Origin of the sequence: Providencia sp. PROV223 (genome assembly GCF_028479245.1) — a bacterium.
GTDB lineage: Bacteria > Pseudomonadota > Gammaproteobacteria > Enterobacterales > Enterobacteriaceae > Providencia > Providencia rettgeri.
Map to the genome: position 1 here is coordinate 40549 of NZ_JAMPNG010000013.1, position 17511 is coordinate 58059.

The window sequence follows — 17511 nt, forward strand, 5'->3', positions numbered from 1 at the left end:
GCTATTGTGTTGTTTAGTGTAAAGTTAGCTAATTATCAACTGCATCCTTGTGGAAGTTTTGCTAAACTCCGATATCCATCATGCTTCAAGGGTAAGGGTACTCACTGTAACTTGGGCATTTAGGGCTGTAAATTGATAAATTTGGTAACCAATCACCTTATAAACTTGATTGTTGGCACACTAACTTAATTGGGCATTCATTTTAGAACCTTTATTATGATCAATAATGTTATCTCCCCCGAATATAATGAAGATGGGCGGGTTATGCGCCGAGTCCGTAGTTTTGTCCGCCGTCAAGGGCGTCTGACAAAACGTCAGGAAGACGCATTAGAAAAAGAATGGGCAAAAAAAGGCATCGATTTTATCAATGAGCCTTTTGATTTTGCCAAAGTATTTAATAACTCAAATCCAGTTACCTTGGAAATTGGGTTTGGGATGGGCGCCTCATTGGTGACCATGGCATCTCAAAATGCAGATAAAAACTTTTTAGGTATCGAAGTTCATGCTCCCGGTGTTGGCGCATGTTTAGCATCAGCAAAAGAAGAAAATGTCACCAATTTGCGGGTGATGTGCCATGATGCAATAGAAGTTTTAGACTGCATGATCCCAAATGGAAGCCTTGAAATGGTTCAGTTATTTTTCCCTGACCCATGGCATAAAGCGAAACACAATAAGCGCCGTATTGTGCAAGTTCCGTTTGCAGAAAAAATTCGTAGTAAACTAGCTATCGGTGGTGTTTTCCATATGGCAACGGATTGGCAGCCTTATGCAGAGCACATGCTTGAAGTGATGACGAGTGTCGAAGGGTATAAAAACTTATCGCCATCAGGTGATTACGTTCCTCGTCCAGAAACAAGACCAGAAACAAAATTTGAAAAGCGCGGCCAGCGGTTAGGGCACGGTGTATGGGATTTAATGTTTGAGAGGATCAAATAATGGCTAAACAACAACGTAGTCGTCGTTTACGTAAAAAATTACGCTTGGATGAGTTCCAAGAGTTAGGCTTTACCGTTAAGTGGAGCTTTAAAGAAGGTACGCCGATTGAGGAAGTTGACAGCACCGTTGACCAACTGATTGCAGAAGCGATTGAACCGAATGGTTTAGCATTTGAAGCAAGTGGCTATATGAGCTGGGAAGGGATCGTTTGCCTACAAAAAATTGGCAAATGTACCGAAGAGCACCGTCAAATTGTTGAAAACTGGTTAAAATCAAAAGGTATGAATGACGTCGTCGTTTCTGAGCTTTTTGATGTTTGGTGGGAAGAATAATTTTATTGAGTCAACCTCAATAAATAAACTGAACTTTCAGTCGCTTGAAGAGGCATCCAAAAATTGGGTGCCTTTATTTTCTGTTGCAAATACTATCTGGAGTCAACGTTTTGAGCGCCATGTTTTCTAACCAGCTACTCAACGATATCCTAGACCAAGTTCGCCCACTGATTGGGCAAGGTTGTGTTGCAAATTACATTCCTGCTTTAGGTTGTGTGCCTTCCCACCATTTAGGTATTGCTGTATCCACAATCGATGGTGATATTTTTACCGCAGGGGATGCATATCAACGCTTTTCAATTCAATCTATTTCAAAAGTATTAAGCCTTACGCTTGCAATGACGCGTTATGAGGAAGAGGAAATTTGGAGCCGAGTAGGTAAAGAACCCTCCGGGCTACCATTTAATTCGCTAATTCAAATTGAAATGGAAAAGGGGATACCTCGAAACCCGTTTATTAATGCGGGAGCCATTGTTATCGCTGATATGCTGCAATCACGCCTTAGTGCACCAAAACAGCGTATGTTGGAGTTTGTCCGAAAGTTGTCTTGCGAACCGGATATTAGCTATGACACAGTTGTCGCTCGCTCAGAACTGGAACACGCCAGCCGTAATGCGGCCATTGCTTATCTTATGAAATCTTTTGGGAATTTTGAAAATGATGTTTTAACAGTTCTCGAAACTTATTTTCATTATTGCTCTCTAAGTATGAACTGTGTTGAATTAGCGAGATGTTTTTCTTATTTAACATCGCAAGGAATGTCATCTTGCTCTATTGACCCCATCATCACACCGCTGCAATCAAGACAAATCAATGCATTAATGATGACTTGTGGTATGTATGACGGCTCTGGTGAGTTTGCATTTCGGATAGGAATGCCCGGTAAGTCTGGCGTTGGCGGGGGTATTGTCTGCGTAGTACCAAACCAATTTACGGTCGCGGTTTGGTCACCTGAGCTAGACTCGGCGGGGAACTCTTTAGTCGGATGTGCGGCTTTAGAGTTATTATCGAAACGAATTGGGCGTTCTGTTTTTTAATTAATGCTCTACTAGGAGATTTTATGTTACGCCGTACATTAATTGCATTTTCACTCCTTGCTTGTGCGACGAGCCAAGCTGCAGATTATAACTGTTCTGTAACACCAAAGGATGACATCTTTATGACACCCGAAAGTGTACAAGTCATTGGTGCGAGTGGTGATTTAAAAATTACGCCAAACGGTGAAATCACACTTAACGGTAAAAATGTGGCTGCAACAGAGGCGCAAAAGCAGCAAGCTATTCGTTACCAAGCCGATATTCGTCAGGATTTACCTTGGATAAAACAAGAATCAGAAAAAAAATTATCAACTTCAAGGGAAACGATAGACAAAGTTGTCGTTAAAGTGGTTGGTAGTGACAGCAATATCCGTAACCGGTTAACAAAATTAGAAAAAGATCTTAATGGGCAAATCAACCAAATTATTGAGACTCGTCCCAATGGTTATGTGTTTCACCATAAAGCCATGAAAACGGTTGAAACGAAAGGGCGCGAGTTAGTCAATGAAAGCTTAGGCGGTATTTTACAAGACAGCATTAATGAGATGGGGCGTAAGCAATTATTATCGGGTGGTGATGCCAATAAAGCGTTACAAGGTATGCTAGGCAACTTAGGCGGGTTACAACAAGAACTTGAATCTGAATGGAAAAAACAAGAGAAAAGCTTCCAGCAATTCGGCCAACAAGTTTGTTCTAAAGTGACTTCAATAGAGCAACAACGCGTCTCATTACTTAATTCAATCAAAAGTCACTGATCGATTTAAAATCAATAATAACCTTATGAACAGTAATGTATTTTTGTACATTACTGTTTTTTTATTTATCTATATAATCGTTATCATCAATTTGTGTGATATTAACTCCATTAATGGGAATGAAAATGAAATTGATTCTTATTTGATTGACATCTAAGCCACTCACTTTACAATGCGGGTTTGGCTTAATGACTAAATTGGGATCATTTAAATGAAAAAATTCATTCCTGCTCTGCTTGTTTCTGTGTTGTCATTCTCTGCGCCTTTTGCTCTTAGCGCTGAATCTACCACTTTCACTCCAAATGCGGTTACAGCACAAGGCGTTGAAAAAGTGACGATCAAACACCTATCAGGTGAAACTGAAGTCATGAAAAAACCACAAAAAGTGGTTCTGTTTGATTTCGGTGTTTATGACTCAATGCAAAAACTCGGCTTAGGTGACAAGGTTGTTGCACTACCAACTGGCAATGCTCCTGCTTATATAAAAGGCAGTATTCCTGCATCAATGGAAAACGCAGGTGGAATGAAACAACCTGATTTAGCCAAAATCGCACAATTAAAACCTGATCTGATTGTGATCACAGGTCGTCAAGGTAAGTCTTATGATGAGTTATCAAAAATTGCACCCACTATCAATTTAGGCTCTGATAGCAAACACTATATTGATTCTGTAAAAGCCAATATTAGTGTGATTGGTGAGCTCTACGGTAACCAAAAAGCGGTTGATGAGCAGTTAGTCCAATTAGATAAAGTCATCGCAGACGCCCAGAAGAAAGCGGCTGATTCCAATAAAAAAGTTTTAGTATTGATGCATAATGACGGCAAATTAATTCCAAATAGCCAAGCCGTTGTTTACAACGTTGTGAAAGCAAAACGTGCTGACCTACCGGTTGATGAAAGTGCAGATAAAGCAAAACGCCGTGTTGTGGATACCAAAACTATTGCTCAAGCTAACCCAGATGTGATCCTGATTGTTGACCGTAGCGAAGCGATTGGTGCAGGTAAATTGGATAAAACAGTATTTGAAGATAGCAATATTCAAGAAACCAAAGCTTATAAAGATGGCAAAATTACTTACCTGCAATCTGACTTATGGTACTTGTCAGGTGGCGGTTTAGTTAGCTTAACAGAGCAAGTTAATGCGGTGGTGAATGCTCTATAACAGATATCTGCCACTGTCTTATTGATGGTGGCAATATGTATTACCTCAATTGTTATTCTTGTCTATTTCATTTTTATCTCTAAACAAAAGCCCACTTCGTTTGAAGTGGGCTTTCATCTAATTTATCAGTGAAGTAATTTATAAATGAACCGAATAGCCGCTATTCTTCACCTAAAAATAGCTCTAATAGCGAATTGAGAAACAACTTTCCATGCTCTGTAATCTGCCATTCATTCACGGTTTCTGTGATATAGCCTTTAGCTAAAGCTTCATCAATAGCCGCTCTAACTGTTGATTCTGGTAACCCTGTATATTGGGTGAATTCAGCGCGTGGCATGGCTTCAAGAAGGCGAAAGCGGTTCATGAAGTATTCAAATGGTCTATCGGAAGCGCCAACGTCATAGGATTGGTGCATATAACGGCCCTCCATATAACCTCGAGGATGTTTTGTTTTTACGGTTCGTAAAATTTGACCATCTTCAAAAGAAATTTTTCCATGAGCGCCGCAACCGATACCTAAATAGTCACCAAAGCGCCAGTAATTGAGGTTGTGTTGGCATTGGTAACCGGGTTTAGCATAGGCGGATGTTTCATATTGCTGGTAACCTGCCGCACTCAATAATTTATGGCCTTCAGTGTAAATATCCCACAGTGTATCGTCATCGGGTAATACCGGAGGGCGTGAGCCAAATTGAGTGTTAGGTTCAATAGTGAGTTGGTACCAAGACAGGTGCGGAGGGGCAAGTTCAATAGCTTGGCGCAGGTCTGATAAACCTTCAACCTGAGTTTGCGCGGGTAACCCATGCATTAAATCGAGGTTAAAGCTTCTTAAATTAAGATTAGCGGCTAACTGAGCAGCACGCTTCGCTTCATCAGCGCCATGAATACGCCCTAAAGTGATTAGTTTATCGTTACCGAAGCTTTGTACGCCAATAGAAATACGATTAATTCCTGCGGCTTGGTAACCTGCAAAACGACCAGCTTCAACAGTACCAGGGTTTGCTTCCATGGTAACTTCTGCATGTGGGTCTAAATCAACTCGCTGACGTACGCCATCCATTAAAGCTTGCATTGACTCAGCACTTAATAAACTGGGTGTTCCGCCCCCAATAAAAATAGTTTTCACCGAACGTCCTGCAACTAATTTTGCATCGGTGTCTAAATCGGCCAATAAGTGTGCCACATATTCTTGCTGAGGGATCTCACCTTTAAGTGTGTGTGAGTTGAAGTCACAATAAGGGCACTTTTGTACACACCAAGGGATATGGATATACAGGCTCAGCGGGGGTAATTTAAGCATTCTTTAGCGCATCCAACATCATCGTGAGTGCTTTTCCACGATGTGAAACGGCTTGCTTTTCTGCTTTCGTTAGCTCTGCTGAGGTGCAACCTAATTCTGGAACATAGAATATGGGGTCATAACCAAAGCCGCCTTGACCTTTGCGTTTACGGGTGATGATACCATGCCAACGGCCATGGAATACTAATGGCGTAGGGTCTTCTGCATGCCGCAAATAAACTAACACACAGTTGAATTGAGCCTGACGTTGGTCGTCAGGCACATTTTTCATTGCTTCTAATAGCTTAACTAGGTTTTGCTCGTCTGTTGCTTCTTCACCTGCGTAGCGGGCAGAGTAAATCCCCGGCGCGCCACCAAGGGCATCAACGGAAATTCCTGAATCATCAGCAATTGCGGGTAACCCGGTTTGTGCTGCTGCATGACGCGCTTTTAGGATTGCATTTTCAATAAAAGTTAAGCCCGTTTCTTCTGCGGACTCAACGCCTAATGAGGTTTGTGCGACGATATCCATCCCAAAATCACGTAGTAGGCCAGCTAACTCATTCACTTTTCCGGGGTTACCGGTGGCTAAAACAACTTTTTGCATTATTTAAAACTCGTTTTTACATAATACCAATGGAATACATCATTGCAGTCAATGATGGGTCAATCATCAGTGAGATATCTACACGCAGGTAATTCAATGCGATTAAAATAAACATCACAATCATTGCAGAGAAATCTAACCCGCCCATAGCAGGAATGATGCGACGGATTGGCGCCATTAAAGGTTCGGTTAATTGGTATAATAAATAATCTACTGGGTTACGGCCTTGGCTAACCCAGCTTAGAATTGCACGGATTAAAATCATCCAAAAAATTAATTTACCGGTATAGGTTAATAATAAAATCAATCCCATAGGTAAAATGCTTATACCTAAAATAGGGAGTAAGTTTGTTGCCCACATACCAAAGATAATGGCTGCAATAGCTAAAACAAACGCAACAACCACTGAAGCGGTATCTATCGCGCCAAAAGAAGGAATGATTCGGCGTAATGGTGCGACGATAGGCTGTGTTGCTTTAACGACAAATTTCGAAAAAGGATTATAAAAGTCTGCGCGTACCCACTGCATCCATACGCGCAGTAGTAATACAAAAATATACAGTTGGATCAGGGTAGTAACGACGAATACTAAGGTCTGCATGGTGAATTCCGCGATTAATTTAAAAAAGTTTTTCCATTTCTTCTGCTTTGTTTATTGCGCTTTGCATTGCATCGGCAACAATTTGCGGAAGGTTTCCATTATAAAATTGCTCTAAAGCCATCGCGGTGGTACCGCCTTTAGAGGTGACTTGTTCACGTAAAGCCGAAAAGTCCGTGTCACTTTGTGACTTAGCTAGTTCTACAGCCCCTTCAATTGCATTCAGAACGAGCTCGCGAGCTTGTTGCTTATCATAACCGAGTTGTTCTGCTTTTTGCTGCATTGATTCCATAAACAGAAAGAAATAGGCAGGGGAGCTACCAGTAATGGCAATAATCTTATTGATGTCTTGCTCTTGTTGGCACCAAATCGTGGAGCCAACACTTTGCATCAGCTCTTGAGCAAACTGTTTGTCTGGCTCAGAAACCTTCCCTTGAGCAAATAACCCGCTAACACCTTTACCCACCAACGATGGCGTATTTGGCATGATGCGTACTAAATTCAGTTGGTGTGCAAAGTAATCATTATAACGCTCTGCAGGGATCCCTGCGGCGATTGTCAGCACTAATTTTTGGTCAAAGTTTGTGGCATTTTGCAGCGGTTCACACACTTCTTTCATCATTTGTGGTTTAACCGCTAGGATAATGACCTCAGCGGCTTTGACCGCAGCTAAGTTATCATGACTGCTGATAATGCCATATTGCTCGGCCAGTTTGTCTCGACGTACCGGTGTAGGAGAGCACACCGTGATCATCGATGCAGGGTAACCATGGTTAACCAGCCCAGCAATGATGGCGTGAGCCATATTTCCGGCGCCGATGAAGGCAATTTTACGATGTTGCATTCTGTTCTCCTATCTTATTGGTGATATTGGCGAGCGCCAAAAATAGCGGTTCCTATGCGAACAAGTGTTGAGCCGCAATGGATTGCTGCACGCATATCGTCAGTCATCCCCATTGAAAGAGTGTCAACAGTGGGGTAAGTGGTTTTTAATTGCTTAACTGCCTCATTCATTTGATGAAACGCAGCACATTGGCGTTCATAATCCGTTTCAGGTGCAGGGATCGTCATCAGGCCCCGTAGCACAAGGTTTGGCATCGTAGCGACTTGCGCCGCAAGGTCTGCAACTTCTGCGAGTGTTATACCTGATTTACTGTTTTCATCGCTGATATTGATTTGAATTAGCACATTGAGGGGCGCTTTTCCACTTGGACGTTGGTCATTTAAGCGCTGAGCGATTTTGGCTCTGTCTAAGGTATGGAACCAATCAAAGTGCTCAGCAACAAGGCGGCTTTTATTCGATTGTAATGGGCCGATAAAATGCCAAACTAAGTCATTTCTATCAGAGAAATATTGAATTTTCTCAACGCCCTCTTGTACATAGTTCTCACCAAACTGGCGTTGGCCTGCCTCTATAGCTTCTAAAATAGCCTCACAAGGTTTGGTTTTACTTACCGCGAGTAGCGTAATGTCTTGTGGTGAGCGCTGACACTCTGCGGCAGCATGCTCAATACGCGCGGTGACATCAGAGATATTATTTTGAATGGTCATTATTTTATTCAATATGGTTTATTCAATACTATTTTATTCATGTCTTACATGAATAGCGGCTATTGACCATAGTGTAAAGCAAATTACATCAGAACGGCACCATTGCATGAGGTTAAGCTAAAAATAACCACGTAAAATACGCAATGCTTAAATATGTTGCTCAAACCAGCTTTCAAGGATCACAACAGCAGACGCAGAATCTACTTTTCCTTTACTCAAAGCTCGATAACCACCTTGTTCAAAAAGGCCTGCTTTTGCTTCAACCGTGGAAAGACGTTCATCATGTAATTCGACTTTAACACCAAAACGGCCATGAATTCGATTTGCAAAATTACGGGCTTGGCTTGTAACCAGTTGTTCCGTGCCATCCATATTAAGGGGAAGGCCAACAATAACCAACTGAGGCTGCCATTCTTTAAGTAACTTTTCGATTTGTTGCCAATCAGGGCGGCCATCGCTGGCTTTTAGTGAGGTTAATGGTCGCGCGGTACCTGTAATTTCTTGTCCAACGGCCACACCGATGCTTTTGGTTCCAAAATCAAAGGCTAACAAAGTTCTTCCAGACATTAAGCATGCCCCGCTTGCATTGAAATAGTATGAATATCAATACCAATTAATTTAGCTGCAGCAGTCCAGCGTTCATGAATTGGTGTATCAAAAATAAGCTCAGGAGAAGCTTCAACGGTCAACCAGCTATTTTCCATGATTTCACGTTCAAGTTGGCCAGGTTCCCAGCTTGCATAACCTAGTGCAACTAAAGAGTTTGAGGGGGAGTGCTCACTTCCTAAAGTCTCTAAGATATCTTTTGACGTTGTCACCATCACTTCATCATTTAAGTGCAGACTCGATAAAAAGCCTTTTATCGGTGTGTGTAAGATGAACCCATGCTCTTCAGCCACGGGACCACCCGCAATGACAGGCTTCTTTAAATTACGGTTATCAATTTTATCTGAAATCGTGATTTCGAGTTTTTTAAGCATCTTATCGACAGAAAAATCATCAATAGGCTTGTTAATCACAATCCCCATCGCCCCTTTTTCATTGTGCTCACACATATAAACGACTGACTGCTCAAAATAAGGGTCTGTTAAGGATGGCATGGCGATAAGAAAATGGTTTTGCAGATTCAAACTTAGACTCCAGCAAATTTAAAACAATTGAGAGAACACAATAAAAGGCAAACTTATAGGTGGTAAATAAAACGGATGACTTTTATTGTGTGAAAATAATAAAAGCCATCAGTGAAGATAAACCACCACTATAAATTATTTATTGAGACGGCGTTCAATGGCATCCATTAACATACCTGTAATGGAGATATCAAATGCGGCTTCAATTTCCCGTGCACACGTTGGGCTAGTCACGTTAATTTCGGTTAAACGGTCACCAATGATATCAAGGCCAACAAAAATTAAGCCTTTTTCTTTTAATGTTGGCGCTACGGCACGTGCAATGGCCCAGTCACTTTCACTTAATGGACGAGCTTCCCCACGGCCACCCGCTGCAAGGTTACCTCGGGTTTCACCTTGAGCTGGAATTCGCGCTAAGCAATAAGGAACAGGTTCACCATCCACCACCAAGACACGTTTATCACCATCTTTAATTGCTGGTAGGAAGTTTTGGGCCATACAGTAACGGGAGCTATGTTCCGTTAGCGTTTCGATAATTACGCCCACATTTGGGTCATCTTGTTTAAGACGGAAAATCGAAGCGCCACCCATACCATCTAGTGGTTTGAATATGACATCGCCATGTTTTTGGTGAAATTCTCTTAACTTTTGTGGGCTGCGCGTGACCAATGTGTCCGGTGTTAACTCAGCAAACCAAGCAGTAAAGAGTTTCTCATTGCAGTCACGTAGGCTTTGCGGTTTATTCACAATTAAGGTGCCAGCTTGTTCCGCTCTTTCTAAAATATAAGTCGCATAGATAAATTCAGTATCAAAAGGCGGGTCTTTCCGCATTAAAATGGCATCAAGTGAACTTAGGGGGATATCTTGTTCCCCATGAAATTCGTACCATTTTTCTGGGTTTTCTTCGACTGTCACGATTTTTGTTTGTGCGCGAGCTTCACCTTGGTGTAAATACAGGTCATTCATTTCCATATAATGGATTTCATAACCTCGACGCTGAGCTTCCAGCATCATTGCAAAACTGGTGTCTTTCTTAATTTTGATGGATGAAATAGGATCCATCACTATACCGAGCTTGATCATTTTTTCTCCTTACCCCAGATCACCTAAGCGCACTTGTAGTGCTGTGATAGCGGTTAGCGCAGTCGTTTCTGTTCGTAATACTCGAGGCCCTAACAGTATATCGGTAAATTGATAATTTGCTGTCATGGCAATTTCGTCTGCTGACAAGCCACCTTCCGGGCCAATCAACAATCGTACTTTCTTCAGTTCAGTGGGTAACGTATTAATACTTTCTGTTGCTCGTGGGTGCAAATTGACTTTAAATGCACCGTCAGTTTCCGCGCACCATGCTTCAAGGGTTTGTACTGGGCGAATTTCTGGAATTCGGTTGCGGCCACATTGTTCGCAGGCTGCAATCGCAATTTTTTGCCATTGAAGTAATTTTTTCTCGAGCCGTTCGCCATCTAGGCGAACACCACAACGTTCTGATAACAAAGGTGTTATTGTATTAACTCCGAGTTCGACAGATTTTTGGATAGTAAATTCCATTTTTTCCCCACGAGACATGACCTGCCCGAGGTGTAAATCGAGAGGGGATTCTCTATCGTCAACTTGGCTATTTTTAATGTGTACGAATACATTTTTTTTAGTTGCTTCAGTAATTTCAGCACTAAAGGTTTTATTGCTGCCATCAAAAAGTTCGAGTTTTTGGCCTGCAGTCATGCGCAGTACTCGACCTACATGGTTTGCAGCATCATCACCAAGAGAAATTGTTGTGTTTATTTGAAGAGGCTCTGGGTGATAAATGCGTGGAATGCGCATAGCTTTTCCTTAGTACAGACTGGGTTAATAAATAATATAACTTTGATGAATATGGGGGTTGAATTGTTAAACTCAAGCGCTGCTACCTAGTTTATAACGAAATACTGACCTTTTATAGTATGTCTGTGCCATAGGTGACATCTTAAACAGTGATGAAAGTAAACTAGAAGATCATGATATTCGAATAAACCGACTCTACTCAACGGAATTAAAGTGTTGGGGATAGCAGAAATTCACAGTATATTTATTTTTATCTCCATAAAGGAATAAGGAGTTAATATGAGGGAGTTACTCTGTACTTTAATATCATCGGTTATATCTATTATTTCGCCGTCTGAGCAATTTACATTATCATGTCAAAATGATAAATCTATAAATATCATTGATTTTATTTGTGTTTTTTCTTCTTTTTTTATGCTGCTAATATCCTTTTTTACGACTAAAAAACTACTTATTTATTTACCCGTTGTTCATTTTGATAAATCCAAAATTATTATTAAAAATACTGTTTTACTTCTAATATATAGTGTACTAATTTTTATAATATATTATTCATCTAATAATTTACGTATTATTTTATTTTTAACATTATATATTAATTTAATAATACCATTATTTATCATTGATAATAAAATAGGTTATCTCCCTGATGTTCTTACGTACCCATTATTATGGGTGGGGTTGCTATATCAAATTCACTTACCAAATGGGAATGTAGTCTCAGCTATTTATGCAGTACTGATCAGCTACTTAGTGATGTTAATGGTGGTTACACTGGTTGAAAAACAAACTTATCGACCACAAATGGGGAGAGGGGATTTTAAACTCGTTGCCGCTTGTTCGGCTTGGCTTGGTGTTTGGGAGTTACCTTACTTTTTGGCCACCGCTGCAGGGTTGGGGCTATTACAATACTGGGTTAACTTTGGGCTATGGCCTAAAATATACCAAAAAAAGCAACTGGTAAATCTAGCCCACGCCGAGATATTATCTGGGGTGCAAATAGCTAAAACAACGAAGACGATTCCATTTGGCCCCGCGTTAATTATTAGTGCTAGCACATGGTTGTATTTATCAATAATTGAATATTAAATTAAATGACAACCTTATGCGCATATTTGAAAGGTGGCTTATTAAAAAGGGTGATTATTAAGACGCTGCGGTTACCAAAGAATCTAAAAATTGCTGCCATTTACTCGGCTCACCGAGGTAATTCTGTAATGGAACTCGTAACCATTTCCCCTGTTGTTGTATTAACAGAGTTGGAAAACCGGATGCACCTGACTGCGCTAACAGAGCCTTACTTGTTTCAATGTGGGCCGCAGTTTCATGTTGCTCACACTCACTGTAGTCGGACACATACTGGGTTACATCGAGGCCAATTTCTTTGGCGAGCTCAAGAAGTACCGCGGTATCTTTAATATGGCGTCCTGAAATGTAGTGTGTTTTTTGAATGGCTTTAAGCATCTCAAAGCCTTTGCCTTGCTTGGTTGCCGCTAATATAGCGGTTTGCGGTGGTGTTGAGTCCATAACCAAATTAGGTTCGTGTAGCATTTTTATATAGTCATCGCCAAATACTTGCCCTGTCATGGATGCAATGCGCTTATCAGCTTGCAGAATATATTGGCGAAAATTATCATCTAAATGTAGGCGTGCATTGCCAGCTAACATACCACCACCATGCATTTCAATGTTGATACTTGGATGTTGGTTGGCAATTTCGATTAAAGGCGCAGCGGCATAGCACCAGCCGCAATAAGGGTCATAAATATAATGTAGGGTGATATTGCTCATAATAGTTCTCTCTATTTGATCTTTTTAAATAATTTTAGTTAAGTTGTATCATTATCATCAAAAAATTAATACCACTATCATTCGGTGAAATCAGCCAAATTGCTTTTAGTCATTCAGTGAGTTGCTACGGAACATACCGCGCAAAATGGCTGTAATAGTGAGTATCACTTGGTTATTGAGGCCACTGCATTTCGCCTTTAACAACTTTTGCACTAAGTTCTAAACTTGATTTGTCATCCAATTGTGGATATTTTACCGCAATTTTTTGGATGAGTTCATCTGAGTTTTTACTTGTTTTTGCTGCATTTTCAAAATCTTGTAAGTATTTTTGAGTAAAAGAAACCGTGCTTGTATCTAATTTAGATGCTCCCGTAAAGTGACCGGGAACAACGGTTATTGGGTTCAGTGCTTTGATGTCTTTTAATGTTTGCTGCCAATTTTTACGTGACTCTTCTGTTTGTGTATCTGCTACCCAAACATGAATATTGTCAGAAACAATAACGCCCCCTACAACGGCTTTTAATGATGGAACCCAGACATAAGTTCTATCTGGTGATGCGCTATCAAGGCCTTTAATTTCAAGTCGTTCACCATCAACTGTGAAGCTATCTCCTTTAATGACCTCAGGGACGATAATATGGGCAGGTGCCTCATCTTTTAATACACCACCCCAGTAAGCCAGTTTGCCATCTTTAGTTGCTTTAATGGCTTCAACTGTGTTTGCTGTCGCGACCACTTTAGCTTCAGGGAAGGCGTTTGTTAGGGTATCGAGCCCAAAATAGTAATCTGGATCTGAGTGGCTAATATAAATCGTGGTTAATTTCTTGTTGAGCTTTTTAATTTTATCAACCAATTGTTGTGCATCATTTTTTTGAAATTGTGCGTCAATTAACACCACTTCACTTGAACCGCTAATAATTTCAGAGGAAACCGGAAATACGCTGTTATTTCCAGGATTATAAACATCTAATGTTAGTGTTTCAGCTTGGGTCATATTTATCGTAGTGGCGAATAACGCGGTTGCAGCTAATAAGGTAAATTTCATTTTGTATCCTAAAATAAAGTTATACAGGAAAGCTTGTTTTTTGCATGGCGTGTATATTAAATTGCAATGATAAGATGAAAAACCCCATAATTAGGTGTTGTTTGTTGCAAAATTCGGTCAAATGAGAGTGGTATGGATAGATTAAAGGCAGCAGAAGTATTTATTACTATCGTTGAACAAGGCAGCCTAAGTGGAGCAGCAGAAAAATTAGAGATGTCGAGAGCGATGGTGACTCGCTATTTGTCGGAAATGGAACAATGGGCGGGAGTGCGTTTATTAAATCGTACCACGCGGAAATTAAGTTTAACTTCAGCGGGGGAAGGGGTATATCAACAATCTTTGCAACTTAATGCTATTTCCCAAATGGTCCCTGTGCAGCAAGAGCTTGATGCAAAAGCATTATCCGGTTTAGTGCGCATTAGTTGCTCACAATCTATTGCCCAAAGTGCACTTTCTGTGGCTATTGCTGAGTTTATGAAACTCTATCCGAATATGGCTATAGATATGCAAATATCGAATAAATCAGTTAATTTAATAGAGGAACGAATTGACTTGGCTATCCGTATTACTAATCAGCTGGAGCCGAGTTTAATCGCAAAACCATTGTCAACTTGCCATTCTGTCATTTGTGCTTCACCTGATTTTTTAAAAGGGAAAAAACATCCCGAAAAACCAGAAGATTTAGTTTTACTCGATTGCTTAACCTACAATTTTTTTGGTCGTAGCTTATGGGTCTTTGAAAAGGCAGGTATGCAGCATAGTGTATTGGTTGATGGGCGATTAAGTGCTAATGAATCCGTATTTCTCGCTGAGGTAACATTGCAGGGCGCGGGTATCTCTATGCAACCATATTATTCTGTTGCTGATCATTTGTCCTCAGGGGCGTTAGTTCAACTATTACCTGAATATACGCCAATGCCTCTAGGTATTTACGCTGTGTATACGAGTCGGCAAAAAATGCCAACTGCATTGAGGGTGGTGATTGATTATCTCGCTAATTGGTTTGCAACTTCACCTCACTGGCAGTTATTGATGCAACAGCGCGGAAATTAGCTGGGTTTTTATTTGATTAAAGTTATCCTCTAAATGTTGAGTAAAAATATTGGTCAATTGTGATGAAGGGCGGTGAATAGGTTTTATCAAGCTAACGGTAAAAGGAATGGAAAAGCTGAGTGGGCGCAGAGCCAACTTCCCAGCAGATTGTTGATGAAAATCTAATGCAGTTAAAGGGTTAACAATAGAAATCCCAATCCCTTTTAGTGCCATAGCGCAAATAGATGATGCTGAATGCGTCTCCATGACCATTTTGCGCTCGACATGGTGCTCCGCAAATGTTGAGTCAATCAACTGACGATAGCTGTCAGTTAATGATAGGCTAATAAAACGTTGGCCTTGAAAATCATTGGGGATTAGGACTTCTTTTTGGGCTAAAGGGTGGTTTGCGGGTAAGACACACACTTCATTTAAACTTCCCAGTGTTTGTTGTTCAGTGCCCGGAGGCATTTGCAAATGTTCTGTTAAACCGAAATCGTAACGCTGAGCGGACAACCATTCTTCAAGAACAGGAGACTCTTGCGGGATCACTGTGATGCTGACATCAGGGTAATTTTCCATAAACGATTGGCAAACATGGGGCAATAAAGATTGCGCGAAAGCAGGTAAACAGGTTATCGAGATTTGGGCATGTTCGAAGCGTCGGATAGTTTCCGCTGAGTTTTTAATGCGTTCCAAACCATAATAAGAGCGTTCGACTTCTTCAAGAAACCGTAATCCTTGTGCTGTTGGCTGTAGACGTCCTTTGACCCTATCGAATAACTTAAACTGTAAAAGGTATTCTAAGCGAGCAAGTTCACGGCTGATAGTTGGTTGTGAGGTGTTTAGCAGTGCAGCGGCTTCCGTCAGGTTGGGGGCTGTCATTACTGCACGGAATATTTCAATGTGCCGCCATGAAATGGCTTGCATAGGAAGTCCTTAAATAAAGTCTATATCAAATATGAATAGACTTTAGCAAAATAGATATTTTTTTTCCCGTATTATTCTTTGAATAATAGCTTTTAATATAATAAAAACTTGCAAACGAGAAAGACAATGACTTCATTCGCAACGACAACAAGCCAATATTTAACACCTGAATATTTACGTGTATTACCTGAGCAGTATGGTAGCCCTGTTTGGGTTTATGATAGCGCGGTGATTATTGAGCGTATCAAGCAATTACAAGTTTTTGATACTGTCCGCTTTGCACAAAAAGCATGTTCGAATATTCATATTCTGCGCTTAATGAAACAACAAGGCGTTAAAGTCGATTCTGTTTCTTTAGGGGAAATAGAACGTGCGCTGGTGGCAGGGTTCCAGCCTGGACGTGAGAACTCAGAAATCGTATTTACAGCAGATGTGCTCGATAGAGCCACATTAGCGAAAGTGACTGAGCTAGATATCCCTGTGAATGCAGGCTCTATTGACATGCTTGAGCAAATTGGCGAACAAAAAGCTGGCCATCCTGTTTGGTTACGCATCAATCCAGGTTTTGGTCACGGCCATAGCCAAAAAACCAATACTGGTGGTGAAAATAGTAAGCACGGTATTTGGCATGAAGATTTACCTGCAGCGTTAGAGAAAATTCGCCATTACAATTTATCGCTAGTTGGTATCCATATGCATATTGGCTCAGGGGTTGACTATCAACATCTTGCCGATGTGTGTGATTCTATGGTGGCGTTAGTCACAACCGCAGGGGTTGATCTTCATGCCATTTCAGCAGGCGGTGGGTTATCAACCCCTTATCGTGAAGGTGATGAATTAATCGATGTACCGCATTATTACAGCCTATGGGATAACGCTCGCCAACGCATCGAACAACACTTAGGGCACAAAATTGAACTTGAAATAGAACCCGGACGTTATTTAGTTGCTGAGTCTGGGGTACTATTAGCAGAAGTGCGAGCCGTTAAAGATATGGGTAGTCGCCACTATGTGCTTGTAGACAGTGGTTTTAATGACCTAATGCGCCCAGCGATGTATGGCAGCTATCACCATATTTCGGTATTACCTATGGATGGACGTAACCTTGATGGGGCTCAATTAAAAGACACGATTGTCGCTGGCCCTCTGTGTGAATCAGGAGATGTATTTACCCAGTTAGAGGGCGGTTTAGTGGTAACCCGTGCTTTACCTGAGGTTAAAGTTGGCGATTTTCTGGTTTTTCATGACACAGGCGCTTATGGTGCCTCGATGTCTTCAAACTACAATAGCCGCCCATTATTACCCGAAGTGATGTTTGTGAATGGTAAACCACAATTAATTCGCCGCCGCCAAACGATTGAAGAGCTATTGGCTCTGGAGCTGTAAGTCTTCCTTTCATTATAGATAACTGCATCTTACTCATAGGGCTATTATTGTAAGATGCGGTTATTCTGATTCACCACATCTATATTCCCATGTACTTTACCTACCTTATATAAATT

At 40.9% G+C, this 17511-nt stretch carries 20 protein-coding genes; 8 read left to right on the forward strand and 12 right to left on the reverse strand.

Annotated features, from left to right (window positions below; translation table 11 throughout):
- Nucleotides 1-216: 216 nt before the first annotated feature.
- From trmB to PR767_RS14840, 5 genes are all read left to right on the forward strand, one after another.
- On the forward strand, nucleotides 217-936 hold the full coding sequence (gene trmB, locus PR767_RS14820) for a tRNA (guanosine(46)-N7)-methyltransferase TrmB (RefSeq protein WP_272520540.1): 720 nt from the start codon (nucleotides 217-219) through the stop codon (nucleotides 934-936).
- Nucleotides 936-1268: a YggL family protein gene (locus PR767_RS14825; protein WP_109911960.1), complete on the forward strand. Its 333-nt coding sequence runs from the start codon at nucleotides 936-938 to the stop codon at nucleotides 1266-1268. The genes trmB and PR767_RS14825 overlap by 1 nt, the downstream gene beginning before the upstream one ends.
- Nucleotides 1269-1378: 110 nt before the next feature.
- Nucleotides 1379-2305 (forward strand): glutaminase B, encoded by a 927-nt coding sequence (glsB, locus tag PR767_RS14830; protein ID WP_094962054.1) that lies wholly within the window; start codon nucleotides 1379-1381, stop codon nucleotides 2303-2305.
- A gap of 23 nt (nucleotides 2306-2328) precedes the next feature.
- Nucleotides 2329-3060 (forward strand): DUF2884 domain-containing protein, encoded by a 732-nt coding sequence (locus PR767_RS14835; protein ID WP_004914162.1) that lies wholly within the window; start codon nucleotides 2329-2331, stop codon nucleotides 3058-3060.
- Nucleotides 3061-3271: 211 nt separating this feature from the next.
- Nucleotides 3272-4222 carry a siderophore ABC transporter substrate-binding protein gene (locus PR767_RS14840; RefSeq protein ID WP_004914159.1) on the forward strand — a complete coding sequence of 317 codons (951 nt, stop codon included), beginning with the start codon at nucleotides 3272-3274 and terminating at the stop codon, nucleotides 4220-4222.
- Between the two features lie 160 nt (nucleotides 4223-4382).
- Here the strand turns inward: PR767_RS14840 and hemW are convergent, their stop codons facing one another.
- The 9 genes from hemW to rsmE form a co-directional block, all read right to left on the reverse strand.
- Nucleotides 4383-5522: a radical SAM family heme chaperone HemW gene (gene hemW / locus PR767_RS14845; protein WP_004914156.1), complete on the reverse strand. Its 1140-nt coding sequence runs from the start codon at nucleotides 5520-5522 to the stop codon at nucleotides 4383-4385.
- Nucleotides 5515-6108 (reverse strand): RdgB/HAM1 family non-canonical purine NTP pyrophosphatase, encoded by a 594-nt coding sequence (gene rdgB / locus PR767_RS14850; RefSeq protein WP_004914153.1) that lies wholly within the window; start codon nucleotides 6106-6108, stop codon nucleotides 5515-5517. The genes hemW and rdgB overlap by 8 nt, the downstream gene beginning before the upstream one ends.
- Nucleotides 6109-6124: 16 nt before the next feature.
- Complete coding sequence (locus PR767_RS14855; RefSeq protein ID WP_042851654.1) at nucleotides 6125-6709, reverse strand: YggT family protein; 585 nt, start codon at nucleotides 6707-6709, stop codon at nucleotides 6125-6127.
- 19 nt (nucleotides 6710-6728) lie between these two features.
- Entirely contained in the window at nucleotides 6729-7550 is an 822-nt protein-coding gene (proC, locus tag PR767_RS14860; RefSeq protein WP_272520541.1) for a pyrroline-5-carboxylate reductase, read from the reverse strand.
- Nucleotides 7551-7564: 14 nt separating this feature from the next.
- On the reverse strand, nucleotides 7565-8257 hold the full coding sequence (locus PR767_RS14865) for a YggS family pyridoxal phosphate-dependent enzyme (RefSeq protein WP_272520542.1): 693 nt from the start codon (nucleotides 8255-8257) through the stop codon (nucleotides 7565-7567).
- A gap of 147 nt (nucleotides 8258-8404) precedes the next feature.
- Nucleotides 8405-8824 carry a Holliday junction resolvase RuvX gene (ruvX, locus tag PR767_RS14870; protein WP_004914142.1) on the reverse strand — a complete coding sequence of 140 codons (420 nt, stop codon included), beginning with the start codon at nucleotides 8822-8824 and terminating at the stop codon, nucleotides 8405-8407.
- Nucleotides 8824-9387 carry a YqgE/AlgH family protein gene (locus PR767_RS14875; RefSeq protein WP_004914139.1) on the reverse strand — a complete coding sequence of 188 codons (564 nt, stop codon included), beginning with the start codon at nucleotides 9385-9387 and terminating at the stop codon, nucleotides 8824-8826. Before PR767_RS14875 ends, ruvX begins: the two co-directional genes overlap by 1 nt.
- A gap of 135 nt (nucleotides 9388-9522) precedes the next feature.
- Nucleotides 9523-10470, reverse strand: coding sequence for a glutathione synthase (gene gshB / locus PR767_RS14880; RefSeq protein WP_004914137.1), 948 nt, complete (start codon nucleotides 10468-10470; stop codon nucleotides 9523-9525).
- 9 nt (nucleotides 10471-10479) lie between these two features.
- Nucleotides 10480-11211, reverse strand: a complete 732-nt coding sequence (gene rsmE, locus PR767_RS14885) for a 16S rRNA (uracil(1498)-N(3))-methyltransferase (protein ID WP_109911964.1) — start codon at nucleotides 11209-11211, stop codon at nucleotides 10480-10482.
- Between the two features lie 279 nt (nucleotides 11212-11490).
- Between rsmE and PR767_RS14890 the strand changes: the two genes are divergently transcribed.
- Nucleotides 11491-12300, forward strand: coding sequence for a prepilin peptidase (locus PR767_RS14890; RefSeq protein ID WP_272520543.1), 810 nt, complete (start codon nucleotides 11491-11493; stop codon nucleotides 12298-12300).
- 57 nt (nucleotides 12301-12357) lie between these two features.
- On the opposite strand, the gene PR767_RS14895 is transcribed toward PR767_RS14890, so the two are convergent.
- Complete coding sequence (locus PR767_RS14895) at nucleotides 12358-13002, reverse strand: DsbA family protein (protein ID WP_004914127.1); 645 nt, start codon at nucleotides 13000-13002, stop codon at nucleotides 12358-12360.
- 172 nt (nucleotides 13003-13174) lie between these two features.
- On the reverse strand, nucleotides 13175-14047 hold the full coding sequence (locus tag PR767_RS14900; RefSeq protein ID WP_004914125.1) for an MBL fold metallo-hydrolase: 873 nt from the start codon (nucleotides 14045-14047) through the stop codon (nucleotides 13175-13177).
- Nucleotides 14048-14179: 132 nt separating this feature from the next.
- On the opposite strand from PR767_RS14900, the gene PR767_RS14905 reads away from it, so the two are divergent.
- Nucleotides 14180-15100 carry a LysR family transcriptional regulator gene (locus PR767_RS14905; protein ID WP_272520544.1) on the forward strand — a complete coding sequence of 307 codons (921 nt, stop codon included), beginning with the start codon at nucleotides 14180-14182 and terminating at the stop codon, nucleotides 15098-15100.
- Here the strand turns inward: PR767_RS14905 and PR767_RS14910 are convergent.
- Nucleotides 15074-16009, reverse strand: a complete 936-nt coding sequence (locus PR767_RS14910; protein WP_109911967.1) for a LysR family transcriptional regulator — start codon at nucleotides 16007-16009, stop codon at nucleotides 15074-15076. The two genes, PR767_RS14905 and PR767_RS14910, sit on opposite strands and share 27 nt — an antisense overlap.
- A gap of 126 nt (nucleotides 16010-16135) precedes the next feature.
- Between PR767_RS14910 and lysA the strand changes: the two genes are divergently transcribed.
- Nucleotides 16136-17395 (forward strand): diaminopimelate decarboxylase, encoded by a 1260-nt coding sequence (lysA, locus tag PR767_RS14915; protein ID WP_198641889.1) that lies wholly within the window; start codon nucleotides 16136-16138, stop codon nucleotides 17393-17395.
- Nucleotides 17396-17511: the final 116 nt, after the last annotated feature.

Excerpts from the sequence above, each read along its gene's own strand:
- PR767_RS14825 (WP_109911960.1), top strand. The coding sequence starts at position 936 with ATGGCTAAACAACAACGTAGTCGTCGTTTACGTAAAAAATTACGCTTG.
- rsmE (WP_109911964.1), bottom strand. The coding sequence starts at position 11,211 with ATGCGCATTCCACGCATTTATCACCCAGAGCCTCTTCAAATAAACACA.
- PR767_RS14865 (WP_272520542.1), bottom strand. The coding sequence starts at position 8,257 with ATGACCATTCAAAATAATATCTCTGATGTCACCGCGCGTATTGAGCAT.
- PR767_RS14910 (WP_109911967.1), bottom strand. The coding sequence starts at position 16,009 with ATGCAAGCCATTTCATGGCGGCACATTGAAATATTCCGTGCAGTAATG.
- PR767_RS14835 (WP_004914162.1), top strand. The coding sequence starts at position 2,329 with ATGTTACGCCGTACATTAATTGCATTTTCACTCCTTGCTTGTGCGACG.
- gshB (WP_004914137.1), bottom strand. The coding sequence starts at position 10,470 with ATGATCAAGCTCGGTATAGTGATGGATCCTATTTCATCCATCAAAATT.
- ruvX (WP_004914142.1), bottom strand. The coding sequence starts at position 8,824 with ATGTCTGGAAGAACTTTGTTAGCCTTTGATTTTGGAACCAAAAGCATC.
- PR767_RS14895 (WP_004914127.1), bottom strand. The coding sequence starts at position 13,002 with ATGAGCAATATCACCCTACATTATATTTATGACCCTTATTGCGGCTGG.
- PR767_RS14905 (WP_272520544.1), top strand. The coding sequence starts at position 14,180 with ATGGATAGATTAAAGGCAGCAGAAGTATTTATTACTATCGTTGAACAA.
- PR767_RS14840 (WP_004914159.1), top strand. The coding sequence starts at position 3,272 with ATGAAAAAATTCATTCCTGCTCTGCTTGTTTCTGTGTTGTCATTCTCT.
- PR767_RS14900 (WP_004914125.1), bottom strand. The coding sequence starts at position 14,047 with ATGAAATTTACCTTATTAGCTGCAACCGCGTTATTCGCCACTACGATA.
- PR767_RS14855 (WP_042851654.1), bottom strand. The coding sequence starts at position 6,709 with ATGCAGACCTTAGTATTCGTCGTTACTACCCTGATCCAACTGTATATT.
- rdgB (WP_004914153.1), bottom strand. The coding sequence starts at position 6,108 with ATGCAAAAAGTTGTTTTAGCCACCGGTAACCCCGGAAAAGTGAATGAG.
- lysA (WP_198641889.1), top strand. The coding sequence starts at position 16,136 with ATGACTTCATTCGCAACGACAACAAGCCAATATTTAACACCTGAATAT.
- trmB (WP_272520540.1), top strand. The coding sequence starts at position 217 with ATGATCAATAATGTTATCTCCCCCGAATATAATGAAGATGGGCGGGTT.
- proC (WP_272520541.1), bottom strand. The coding sequence starts at position 7,550 with ATGCAACATCGTAAAATTGCCTTCATCGGCGCCGGAAATATGGCTCAC.
- hemW (WP_004914156.1), bottom strand. The coding sequence starts at position 5,522 with ATGCTTAAATTACCCCCGCTGAGCCTGTATATCCATATCCCTTGGTGT.
- PR767_RS14890 (WP_272520543.1), top strand. The coding sequence starts at position 11,491 with ATGAGGGAGTTACTCTGTACTTTAATATCATCGGTTATATCTATTATT.